Source organism: Paenibacillus sanfengchensis (assembly GCF_036864765.1).
GTDB lineage: Bacteria > Bacillota > Bacilli > Paenibacillales > Paenibacillaceae > Fontibacillus > Fontibacillus sanfengchensis.
The window spans coordinates 525321-537709 of record NZ_JBAGJC010000001.1; the positions used below are offsets into that span (position 1 = coordinate 525321).

Sequence of the window (12389 nt, forward strand, 5' to 3'; positions counted from 1 at the left end):
CCTTCACGTCTTATCCTTTGACTGCGCCCGCAATCATGCTATTTTGGACTTGCTTATTCAGCAGCAAATAAATAACTACCGTAGGGACGGTCGTAATCATCAGCCCGGCCCCGATAATTCCCCACTGCGTAATATAAGTTCCGACCATCGACATCATCCCGACCGTCAGCGTCTGATAGTGAGCGTCATTGATGAAGGTCACCGCAAACATCAACTCGTTCCAGCAGGAGAGGAAGGTAAAGATCGCAACTGTAGCGATCGCAGGACGAATCAACGGCAGAATAATGTGAAAGAAGGTTTTGTAGATGCCGCATCCGTCAATAACCGCGGATTCCTCCATCTCGCGGGGGACACCCTTGAAGAAGCTGCCTAGGATAAACACGGCCATCGGAATCCCAAAAGCCACGTAAGGAATAATCAACGACCAGTAGGTGTTCAGCAAATGCAGATTTTTCAGAACCATAAACAACGGCAGCAGCGCCGCGTGAATCGGAACCATCATCCCGAGGAGGATCAGCGTCATCGTCAAATTGTTAAGCTTCCAGTTCATTCTCGTGATGGCATAGGCCGCCATCGAGGACAAAATCAAAACCAGAATAATGGAGGCCGCGGTCACCAACACGCTGTTATTGAAGTAATTCATTACGTTGCCGTCCGACAACGCCTTGGCATAGTTGCTCCAGAGGAGCTTCTTCGGAAATCCCGCCACATCGCCGCTGAAGATTTCGCTATTGTCTTTCAGCGAGAAGAACGCCAGCCAAATAAGGGGATAAATCTGTACAATCGCCACGATGACTAAAAAGGCTTGCAACAGGAACTTCCCTATGAATGACGGCTTCTTGGGCAACCTTGCTTCTGCAGTACTCAACATGTTCACCCCTATTCGGTCTTGAAGAATTTATTGATCATTACCGTAAATATCAAGCATTCCAGGATAATAAAGACGGATACCGCACTGCCGTAGCCATATCTGTACGTATTGAAAATCGTCGTGTACATCAAAGTGCTCGGCACCTCGGTGGCGAACAAGGGGCCGCCGCCCGTAAGGACATACACCAGATCGAATACCTTGAAGGCTCCAATGACCGAGAAGACGAGACAGACTTTAAGGATGGGTTTCATGAGCGGGATGGTAATGGCGAATGCCGTCCGGATGCGGGAAGCCCCGTCAATTTTGGCCGCTTCGAAAATATCCTGCGAAATCGACTTCGCCCCGGCATACATCAGCAGCATATGGTAACCGACGTACTGCCATAAGGTCGGAATAAAAGAGGCAACAAGCGCGGTTTTCTTCTGTCCAAGCCAGTCCTGGGCCAACCCGGAAAGGCCTAAGTTCTCGAGCAATGTATTTAAAAGGCCGTAATCCGCATTGTAGATTTTGGACCATAATTGCGCGATAACAACGGTGGAAATCAACACCGGGATAAAATACACCGTCCGATAAAAGCCTTCGCCTTTCACCGAAGAAGCCAGGACCAAGGCAAGCAGCAGGGAAATCGGCAACTGAATGAAGATGGAAGCCGCGGCGAACAGGAAGGAGTTCCGGATGGAATGCAAGGCCCTGGCATCCGTGAACATCTCTACATAGTTATCCAGTCCGATAAAAACACCTTTACCGACGCCGTTCCAATCCAATACGCTATAATAACTCGAGACGAAAATCGGAACTAATACAATCCCGCAAAAAATAAGTAAGGTAGGAAGAACAAATATCGCAATCGCTGCCTTATTCGAAAATACTGAATTCATCGTGAGTTCTCCTCTCAAAGATGTGGCCAGGGATTCCTCTGGCCACATCCGGTTTGAGATTATTCAAGGATCAAAGATCGAGTTCCGTCGGTTTAAGCTGCGCCATCTGTTTGCAGAACTCTTCAGGCGTAATATCGCCTGCCAGGAGCGTGGCAATCAGGTTCTTATGCGTTTCCGCAGACTCGGCGGGAAGAATGTTATCCCACCATGAAATGAACGATGTTGCCGTTTTCAAAATTTCGGCAGCCGATTTATCCAGTGTGGAAAGGGTTGATGTATCCAGCCCTTCCGTGTTCCAGGTTGGAAGTCCGGCACCGGCTAAATAACCCTGGGTACCAAGCTGCTCACTCAAATAAATCAGGAACTCAGCCGCTTCTTTCGGATGCTTCGTCGTGCTGTTGATATAGTTCCCGTCAACGGCTACGCCGAAAATTTCGCTGGCTTTGCCCTTACCGTCTTCAAAGACCGGGAAAGGAATAACTTGAACCTTTCCTTTCGTCGCCGCCGACGGATCTTCGATCCCGGCATTTACCCAGTTGGCTTGGAACATCATAGCGCCGCTGCCCGCATTGAACGCGCCCAGCATTTCATCGTAGCTCATGCTCAGCATGCTGCTGTTGAATGCGCCCGCTTTTGCCAACTCCTGCAATTTGGTCGCTGCCGCAACAAAGTCCGGCGAATCCCATTTGGAAGGATCCTTAAACGCCTCGATTACGGCGTCGCGTCCGGCTTGGCGCATCGCAATCATGTCGTACCAATACATGCCCGGCCAGCGGTCTTTCTCGCCGATGAGTGCCGGAGTAATTCCCGCCGCCTTCAATTTCTCTACCGCATCGAGCAGTTCCGTATATGTCGTCGGGATTTTCGCTCCCGCTTTTTCAAACAATTCGGTATTTACATAAAGGTTGGCAATATGGGTGAACACCGGAAGCGTATAGATTTTCCCGTCCGTTTCGATGGCTTCTAACATGCCCGGTGCCATTCTCGACTTGATTTCATCTGTCAGATAGCCGGAGATATCAAGCACGTTTCCGGATTCGATATAAGGCTGCATGAAACTGCCGCCGCCCATGCCGTAAAAAATGTCGGGCGCTTCGCCGGCGGCGAGCGATGTTTTGATTTTGGTTTTATACTGTTCGCCGGTCGTACCTGTCCGTTCGACTTGGATATCGGGATGCTCGCTGTTCCACTTCTCAATGATTTGCGGCAGCAATTTGGCCGACGGGTCCGTATTGCCTACGGATTGATCCCATAGGGTCAACTTAATGGAACCGCTTCCACTTTCACCCGAGGATTTCCCCCCGGAAGATTCGGATGAACATGCGGCCAAGCTGCCTGCAAGCCCCAACGCCAATACGATACTCATCGATTTTTTTAGTAACGCTTTCATCTTTTGACCTCCCTGATAAAGTTTGATGCATCTATCGTTATTTTAGGGAAGCCGCCAGATATACTCCATTCAAAATAAGCACATTCCCTTGTAAAATTCGAGCATCTCTTCGTTAATCATTTCACGTTCCTATACTCATTCATGGACCTGCCGGTCGTCTTTTTGAACAAGATACTGAAATAATGCGGATCCGGGATTCCAACTCGTTCGCCAATCTCGTATCCTTTCAAATCGGTCGTTTTCAGCAGATTTTCAGCTCTTTTCATACGTAAATGGGTCAAGTACTCCACAAAGGTCTGGCCCGTCTCTTTCTTCATCAGCCGTCCCAAATGGCCCGGACTGACGAAAAACGCCGCGGCGGTACTTGCCAACCCCACCTGGGGGTCGCTCATGTTCTTTTCAAGATACGCTTTGACTTGACCGATCAGGTTGCCTTCCTTGGCTTGTTTTTTCGAGAAAATGGTTCGTGAAGTGCTAAGGACGTATCGCTCCAAAATAGTGGTTAATTCCGGCAGATTGTCCGCCGTGATGATCGAAACCAGCGTTGCTTTATTCAACGCGTGTTCCTCCTCGATCTGTTGTTCCATGGCCGCGCGCTGGCATGCGGCAATCACATCCATCGCCGCCAGCCGAAACTGCGCCACACCGGAAAAAGGAACAGCGAATATGCGGGGCAGCATCTCTGCCGCGCGTTCGGACGAACCTACGCTGACATAAAATTGCAACTGCTGGAGTAGTTCCGGATTTGACTGATAAGACTGCTCCCTACTGTCAACCATATCTTCAAAACAGACGACCTGATTGTTTCCGGCGAATGCCTTGTATCGAATCGCACGGCATGCCTCCTGATATCCCAGGTGGGCTTCTTGCAGATTCCCGCGCTTGCGCCCTACCCCGATGTTTACCAGGCAGGGGGAGGACTCAAGCAGCTTGGTAATCAGCGATTCGCCGTCGCTCACGAGATCCGCTTCCTCGTTAAAGGAAACAAGCACAAATTGGTTCCGGGTGTCCGACAAAATGAGAACCCGGTCGTCATCCCAGAAAAACGCCTCTATGTTGTTCTTGCCCTCCATCCCCAATAAAATCAACTGTTCCTCGGTGTGCTTCTGGGATGCCGGAGCGATTTCGACAACAGCGATTTGATAGGCTCCATCGTGAAGGAGCATGGGCATGTTGAAATAAGCCGCCTTATCCAGGATTTCTTCCAGGGACAGGGCACCCTGAATCCATTGGAATAAAAACTTCTCCCGCAAATAAGGGAGGTTCCGTTCCAGCTCTTCCTTTAGCCGCTTCAATTCGTTCTCACGCGTACGTTCCTCATTCATTTTCCGTTTGAGCTTGTCGGTGACATGCAGCAGGTCCGCGGCCCGAATCGGTTTGAGGAGGAAATCGAAAACTCCGATTTTGATACTCTGCTGCGCATATTCAAACTCGTCATGACCCGTAACGACCACGATTTTCATCTCCGGGTATTTCTCCAATACCCTCCGGCTAAACTCGATTCCATTGATATTCGGCATGTAGATATCCGTAAAAATAATATCCGGCTGCTGTTGCTCCACCATATCAAGCGCTTCTTGAGCGTGGGACGCTTCGCCGACGATCATCATGCCTTGTTGTTCCCAATCGATGCGCATTTTAAGTAGATTCCGAATCAGATATTCGTCGTCCACAATCAAAACCTTTAATTGTCCCATGATGCATCTGCTCCATTCGGTATAATTAACGTAATCGTCGTTCCTTTTCCCGGTTCGCTATCCACGGTGATACAATCCTTGTCCCCGTAAAATATGCGCAGCCGTTCCATGGTTCCCCATAATCCAAAGCTCTTGATCTGGCCTCTTCTTTCCGTCTGCAAAATTTGCTCGATCTCTTCTTGCGACATGCCGACACCATCGTCGGAAATGGTTATTCTCACGCTGCCATCCGTAGTTTTCGCGCTGATCCGTATAATACCTTTCGTTCCTTTGGGGCGTATGCCGTGATACAGCGAATTTTCCACCAACGGCTGCAAGACCAGTTTGGGAATCGGGGTCTGGCAGCAATCTTCGTCCACCTCGAATTGAGCCTCGAACACATCGTGGTAACGCACCTTCTGGATTTTCAAATAATTGCGGACCATCTCGATTTCTTCGCCCACCGTGATCACGTCTTTTCCTTTGCTGACGCTCATGCGATAATAACTCCCCAACGCCTCGATCAGGTAACATACCTGGTCGTTTAGCCCGGACAACGCCAACGAGTTGATAGAGTCCAGCGTGTTATACAGAAAATGAGGTTTGATTTGCGATTGCAGCGTATTCAATTCGGCCTTGCGGATCGTCTTCTGCTCTTCGATCATGCGCTTCAGAAGTTGGTCAATCTGCTCAATCATATGATTGTATCCGTTATACAACTGTTCGAATTCATAGCTGTTCTGCTCTGCGATCACTTTCATGAAATTTCCGCTAGGGGCTTTGTTCATCGACCGCAGCAGCTTTTGAATCGGTTTGATAATGCTGCGCGAGATCACGAAGGAGCTCACAAAAAAGATAGCTCCATTGACAATAAGCAACACCAGCGCCAGAAGCACCAGCGATTTATTTCTCTCCTGAAAGGTATCGTGCGGCGAGATACTCACGAATTTCCAATCAGACTCCCCGCTGGCAAGATATGTAACCGTATATTTCTGTGAACCGATGTTCGCGGACAGAAACCCGGAATCGCTTTGCTGAAACAATTGTTCCAATTTGACTTTATTGTCGGTCAGAATCTCTTGATACACCGCTCCATTGGGTTCGTCGGCGGAGTCGGCTACGATGGTCTGATTGTTTTCATCCAAAATCGTAATGTCCAAGGAATTTTGATCCAGCAGATTGGAATACGCCTGCACAAACGCTTCATCCTTGATGTTCATGACCAGGACCCCGAGAGGAGACGTATTGTCAATGTCCCGAATTAATCGGATAAAAGATACGGTATTGCCGTCGCCCTCATTCTCGGCTTTTCCCCCCGAAAAAGACTGGCCTTGGTTTAGTGTCAGAATATACCGTCCTTTATTGCTAACAACCCGCTCATACCACGGAGCATCCTCAATATTCGCCTCCATGTAAGTCGGCAATTCCTGGGTACCGACGGAAAAACGGTGGCCCGAGTTGTCATAGATATATACCGAATCAATGATTGGAACCGCTTGCATTAAATTGTACAAGTACGCGCTGACCTTGGACTGGGTTTGCAAGTTGGAATACACATCCCCTTGCCTAAGTAAGTTTTGCAAATTAGGATCGGAAAATATCATTTTGGAATAGTTGTTTACGTTTTCGATCATCAAATCGACGTTTGTCCGGATGGAGGTAATCGTTTGCAAAGACGCCTCATTGATTTTTTTTTGAGCCGAATTCGTTGATATTTGAGTAAGTACCAGATAGCTGAGTCCGACCGTAAACAAAATGACCAGGAAATAGGCAAACGGTATTTTAAAAGCTAATTTTTTCGGCTTGCCGTAAATGAAGTGGTTCCTCTTTATCCTCTCGATCACCGTTTCGGCCCCCCGCTTTATGATGTAATAAATTCCATTATAGCGACAGCCCTTTGTTTCAGACAATGAAAAATAGTTTCCCGTACTGCGTCAAAAATAATTTTGCATGCCAAAAAGAGACGTTCCGGCAACGAACGTCTCTTTTTGAGATCCATCTTACTTATTCAATATTTCACGGGCCTTTTTACTGACCAAAGCCAACTCGGCTTCGCTCATTTCGCAATATTCGCTGTTTTCATTGGTGGTGTTGGCGTCTTGGACATACGTCATTACCGTATCCTTTTGCATAATCGTATAAAACCAGGTATCCTGAGGAATATTGTAGACCTTCCCCGGTTCCATCTCGATCAGTTCAATGTCGAACTGGTCGTCCCTTCGGTCCGCAGCCAGCAGAATCGCTTTGCCGCGTACCAAAATGAATTGTTCGTCGGTTTCGCGATGGACTTCGAGGCGATGAATGCCGTCGATATCGTTATCCGGTTTCCAGTTTTTGATGCATACCAGCCATTTCTCGTTTTTGTACACACATTGAATGCCTTCGCCTTCATGAATAAATATATCTGCTTTCATCGTTCTACCATTCCTTTCACATTTCGCAGATGGGTATTAGGATAAGTGCTTTTCAAACCAGGTCAGCGAATCCCGCATCGCTTTTTCCGGGTCCAAAATATATCTTCGATCCAGCAGTTCCAGGCCCAGATATCCCTTGTAATCGATATCGTTCAGCGCCTTTAACGCCCCGGCCATGTCGAGTTTGCCTTCTCCGGGAACCAAATGTCCCCCGGGATTGCCGTCGACGAAATGCACATGGTTCAAATCATCTCCAAGCTCCCCGATGAAGTCGTGAATCGTATCTTTGCCTGTCGTCGCCATGACGTCCGTATCCGCCAGCCCTTTCAAATTGGGGCTTCCGACTTCTTGGATCATCTGGGCAATGTGGGCCGCGCTGTTAAACACGTGTGTGGTAAAGGAGGTAAACGCCTCCACGGGAAGGTAGACTCCTTCTTTTTCCGCCGTTTTGCAGATTTCGCCCAAAGATTCCCGGATCCATTTCCACGTTTCCGTCTCATCGGCGTCCAAATAAGCGATCCCTGTCGTCACCAGCACTCTGTCGCATTCCAGAAGCGACGCGGCTTCAATATGCCGACGGAAAAACTCCACGCTTTGCTTGCGGTAGTCCGGATCGGGGTGGCTGATACTGATCGGATAAACAAACTGCTCGGGGGTCAGACAGATGACCTTTAGCTCACGTTCTTTGATTTTTTTATTTAACTGTTTGATATCTTCCAACGTGAAATAGTCCAGATGAAAATGCGGTCCCGATGCCCATAACTCGATATTCCGGAAGCCCAACCCGGCAACGGAGTCCAAAAAATAATCCACGGAATACCTTTTGTAATGATAATTCGCGGCAGCCACTTGCGAGAGTTGTATCATAGTCCAAACCCCTCCTTATCTTATCCTGCAATAAATACTGACTTCTAAATTAAAACGCTTCCAATTAATGTAGCAACAATGACGGAGGTCAGGGTATTGATTAATCCCGGTATCATAAAGCTGTGATTGAGCACAAACCTGCCGATTTTGGTCGTACCCGCGGTATCAAACGAGATGGCGGCAAGGCACTGCGACGCAACCGGCAAAAAGTAGTTGGCATTTACGGCCATCCACGCTCCAATGATGATGTAAGGAGGTAAATCAAGCGCGATGGCGATCGGGACCATAATCAATGTCGTGGCGCCTTGACTTGTCGTCAGGGCGGCGACAATAAACATGATTACGGCGAGCATCCAGGGATAACTATTTACGATCGTAGCGACATGTTCTTGGATAAAGGCGGTTTGTCCGTTGATAAAGGTGCTGCTCATCCACGCGAGTCCAAAAGCGCAAACCATCGCCAGCGCCCCGGCCCTGAAGATGGGGCCGTTAAGGATCGTTTCAATCGCCGGACGGCCAAAGATAATGATGAGCGTGGCGCAAACCAGCATAATAATTTCAATCGTATTCGGCATGGATAAGATCGTAGTCTCGCCACCTTGCACCCAGGATGGACGCAGGTTATTAAACAGACCCATGATGACAATCGCCAGAACACCCAGCAAAAAGAGCACAACCGAAGCTTTCGCTCCTTTTGGTACGGCTTGTTTCTCAGCCTTCTGTTCCGGTTTGACAATTAATCCTTCCGCGAGCCTCCGCAAATATTCCGGGTCTTCCGCCAACTCCTTGCCCTTGCGAATCGTCAACACCGCACTAACCACAACGCCCAGTAAGGTAGCCGGTATAGCAATGGTCAAGATGGTTCCCAAGCCCACTCCAAGGGGGGCCATAAATCCGATCATGGCCGCGGTCGCCGCCGATACCGGCGAGCAGGTGATGGCCTGCTGGGACGCGATGATACTGTTTGAAATCGGCCGTTCCGGCCTGATTTTGTTATCGATGGCCAGTTCATTGATAATCGGAAGTAAACTGTAGACGACATGTCCCGTTCCCGACATGAACGTAAATAACCAGGAGATAATCGGGGCTATAATCGTAATATTTTTAGGCGACTTACTTAGCATTTTTTCCGCAAGATGGACGAGAAAATTAAGCCCGCCCGAAGATTGCAGCGCGGAGGCCGCGAGCACGACCGCCAAAATAATCAACATGACATCGATGGGAGGAGCCGCCGGCTGGACGTGAAAGATGAATATAAATATAGCCACGCCCACGCCGCCGAGCAAGCCCATAAATACGTCGCCTTTTCTGGCGCCAAAGAAGATGAGCAAAATGATGATGAACAGCTGTAACCAAAACATGAAGGTTCACCCTCCTTATGTGATTTTGCCGACTTGTCTAAACTATCGCGGCATCTGCTGCGCTATTTCTGAATACGCTTACAAATCCCCGATTAAAGGTGTCTCTTTTGAGTCGGAGGGTTGCTTTACAGGATTGCCGTTCCATGGCCAAATGCGCCGTTAAACCGGCAAATCTTTGCGGCAAAGGCGGCTCCTTGCTCCATGCTTGCTTTGATTTTTCGCAGCATCTCCTCATCCGAATCCAAAAATATGGTGCCGTTTTCCGAGCTTCTTATCATCCCTATAAGAAAAGCGGTTAAATAGGAATCGCCCGCTCCCATCGTGTCTACCGTTTCCGTTAATACGGCCGGTTGGTAGATCCATTGATCTTTATAAAGCGCGAATGAGCCGTTCTCTCCCACCGTTCCGATAACCAATTTGGAGCCGAATGCCTGAGCTTTCCGCATCTCTCGTTCCCGTTCGCTTTCCGTTATATGGCTGCAGGACAGAAAGGAAATGTCCGCATACCGGCATACTCGCTCCAAGTACTCGTCATTCCAGCGCACCGAAAAGTCAAAGGAGACCGGTACATGGCTTGTTTTTAAGATCGCCAGATCTCCCTCGATATAGCTGTTCAGGCTGGTATGGATCACGGAGAACTGTTTAATATAATCCAAGTCGTCTTCCGTAAAATTCCAAGGCTTTTCTTTCGCGATTCCGCCTTTGTTCGAACCCAGAAATACACGGTCCCCGTTTTCCAGCGTTACCCGCGCGTATCCGTTCTCTCCCTCAAATATCCGGCAACGGCTATGTTCAATCTCCAATTCATCCATGACCCGCTGGATATAGTGAGCGACTTGATCGTTGCCGAATTTCCCCAAATAAGACGAGTTCATTCCGCACATGCGGGCATAGGCGCTAAAATTCAAGGCGTTTCCACCAGGATACATCACACCCTGGTGGACATACTTGTCTACTACGTTGTCGCCGATCCCGATAACCTTATATTGTTCCATAAAATAATCCCCTCTAAAGCTGCTAATGTAGGTAAAATTAATACTCAACCTTCCACATATATCTGCGGGTTGTAAGCGGATGCTGTCTTTCCACCGCCAAAGCTTGATTGTAAACGGGGTAAACGTTGTTAAACAGGGAATGGTTGAAATAATCGACTACGGAAGCGTCGATGGTGGAAAGGCCCAGATCCTTGGCATCCAGTACTTCCACTCGCTTGGCATACCGGTTCAGGAACTCCAGGGCTCTTTCATCCAGCGGCCGGGTGCTTCCTTCGGAAATCTGAATGACGAACGGAATTTCCGCATCCGTGATCTCGAACGGACCGTGGAAGAATTCGCCCGAATGAATGCTGGAGGAGTTGATCCACTGCATTTCCATAAAGATACAAATACTCTCCATATAAGCGGCCCCGTAACCGGCCCCGCTGGCCATCGTATAAATCACGTTATCATCCTTGTGGTTTTTCGCGAACGTCAGAGCGCGTTTAGCCACGTGTTTGCAAGCGCTTTTAACAATATGATCGATTTTGGCCACTCCATCGAGGAATGAATTGTAGTGCTCGTATCCCTCAGTCTGATTCAATGCCTCTACCGCCGTCAACAGGGCTTTTATGGTTTTTTCCCCAGCAATATCCTTGCCCTCGCCAAAGGTGTACTTCACCACATAATCGGCATGCTCCGTAATCGGCGAATCCGTAATCCAGGTTAGCGCGATGACCGGAACGCCCGCCTTTTTGCCGATCTCCGCCGCTTTCACGGTCTCCGGCGTATTGCCTTTATGGGAGGCTACGACCAGTACCGAATTTTCGCCAAACGCCTTAGGTGTGTTGTGTACGAACTCATTGCTGTTGTACAAGCCTACTTTAATGTCCTTGGCCTCTTTTTCCAGAAACGTCTTCGCCGGATAAAAAGCGCCATAAGAACCGCCGCAAGCTACATAATAAACTTGTTTAATACCTCCGACCTCTTGTTTCTCCGCCACAATTTCTGCAATAATTTGTTTTATATCCATGGCCTTCTCCTTGTATGATACATTTAGTTTCTCTACATTCCCCACCGGTGTAATGTATTGGAATGTCTTAACTGAAGGATAACACATAGTAATACATTAAACAAGTGCACTTTGCCATTTTTTTTGTACACAGCCTACACATATTGTTATAATATAGAAGCAAGGCAACATAACAATATAATACAAAGTTTTTTTGGAGGTAAAACCATGGTCGATCATACGGAATCCGCACCGTTATATAAGCAGCTGCAGGACAAAATTTTGGACTCCATCCATAACGGCACGCTAAAGCCGGGAGACAAACTCCCTACGGAATTGGAATTAAGCGAAACCAACAATGTGAGCCGCGTAACCGTCCGCGCCGCTCTTGACTCCCTCACCTCTGATGGGTATTTGGTGCGCATTCCCGGAAAAGGCACATTTATCACGAAAGAGAAGATCAGGAAGAATGTCACGGAGACGATTGGATTTAGCGATACTTGCAGATTGCAGAATAAAGTTCCCGGGGCCAAAGTCATCAAATGCGTGATTGAAGAAGCTACCGCTGCGGATCAGGAGCACTTGGGTTTAAACCCCGGGGATAAAATCATCAACATCGAAAGAATCAGATATGCCGACGATGTTCCCGTATCCGTGGAATACACCCGTCTTCCTTCGTCCTACTCCTTTTTGCTGCATGAGGATTTAAATCATAAATCACTGTACGAGCTTTTAAGGAATAAACACAATATTACCTTTGGCATTTCCCGTAAATACATCGTCCTGGAATACGCTTCCTTCGATGTGGCCACTTACTTGGATATCGAGGAGGGCCATCCTTTGCTTTGTATCCGAAGTACCGTCAGCAGCCCGGACGGCAAAAAAATCCACCGCTCCAAGCAGTTGATCTTAGGGGACCGGTTTGAACTGATTGTTTAACGCAAAA

At 48.3% G+C, this 12389-nt stretch carries 11 protein-coding genes; 1 reads left to right on the plus strand and 10 read right to left on the minus strand.

What is annotated here, in order from left to right; genetic code table 11:
- Window positions 1-10: 10 nt before the first annotated feature.
- From V4U84_RS02475 to V4U84_RS02520, 10 genes are all read right to left on the minus strand, one after another.
- Complete coding sequence (locus V4U84_RS02475) at window positions 11-811, minus strand: carbohydrate ABC transporter permease (RefSeq protein ID WP_334073185.1); 801 nt, start codon at window positions 809-811, stop codon at window positions 11-13.
- Window positions 812-879: 68 nt separating this feature from the next.
- Window positions 880-1749, minus strand: coding sequence for a carbohydrate ABC transporter permease (locus tag V4U84_RS02480; RefSeq protein WP_334073186.1), 870 nt, complete (start codon window positions 1747-1749; stop codon window positions 880-882).
- Window positions 1750-1819: 70 nt separating this feature from the next.
- A complete protein-coding gene (locus V4U84_RS02485) occupies window positions 1820-3139 on the minus strand; it encodes an extracellular solute-binding protein (RefSeq protein ID WP_334073187.1) in 1320 nt (439 codons plus the stop codon).
- 116 nt (window positions 3140-3255) lie between these two features.
- Window positions 3256-4836 carry a response regulator gene (locus V4U84_RS02490; RefSeq protein WP_334076706.1) on the minus strand — a complete coding sequence of 527 codons (1581 nt, stop codon included), beginning with the start codon at window positions 4834-4836 and terminating at the stop codon, window positions 3256-3258.
- The gene (locus tag V4U84_RS02495; RefSeq protein WP_334076707.1) at window positions 4824-6659 is read right to left on the minus strand and encodes a cache domain-containing sensor histidine kinase; all 1836 of its coding nucleotides are present in this window, start codon (window positions 6657-6659) and stop codon (window positions 4824-4826) included. The genes V4U84_RS02490 and V4U84_RS02495 overlap by 13 nt, the downstream gene beginning before the upstream one ends.
- A gap of 156 nt (window positions 6660-6815) precedes the next feature.
- Window positions 6816-7229, minus strand: coding sequence for a cupin (locus V4U84_RS02500; protein WP_334076708.1), 414 nt, complete (start codon window positions 7227-7229; stop codon window positions 6816-6818).
- A gap of 36 nt (window positions 7230-7265) precedes the next feature.
- A complete protein-coding gene (locus V4U84_RS02505; protein ID WP_334076709.1) occupies window positions 7266-8096 on the minus strand; it encodes a sugar phosphate isomerase/epimerase family protein in 831 nt (276 codons plus the stop codon).
- A gap of 44 nt (window positions 8097-8140) precedes the next feature.
- A complete protein-coding gene (locus V4U84_RS02510) occupies window positions 8141-9457 on the minus strand; it encodes an anaerobic C4-dicarboxylate transporter (protein ID WP_334073192.1) in 1317 nt (438 codons plus the stop codon).
- Between the two features lie 125 nt (window positions 9458-9582).
- On the minus strand, window positions 9583-10452 hold the full coding sequence (locus V4U84_RS02515; protein ID WP_334076710.1) for a fructoselysine 6-kinase: 870 nt from the start codon (window positions 10450-10452) through the stop codon (window positions 9583-9585).
- A gap of 37 nt (window positions 10453-10489) precedes the next feature.
- Window positions 10490-11464, minus strand: coding sequence for an SIS domain-containing protein (locus tag V4U84_RS02520; protein ID WP_334076711.1), 975 nt, complete (start codon window positions 11462-11464; stop codon window positions 10490-10492).
- Between the two features lie 207 nt (window positions 11465-11671).
- On the opposite strand from V4U84_RS02520, the gene V4U84_RS02525 reads away from it, so the two are divergent.
- Complete coding sequence (locus V4U84_RS02525; protein ID WP_334076712.1) at window positions 11672-12382, plus strand: GntR family transcriptional regulator; 711 nt, start codon at window positions 11672-11674, stop codon at window positions 12380-12382.
- The last annotated feature ends 7 nt before the right edge of the window (window positions 12383-12389 follow it).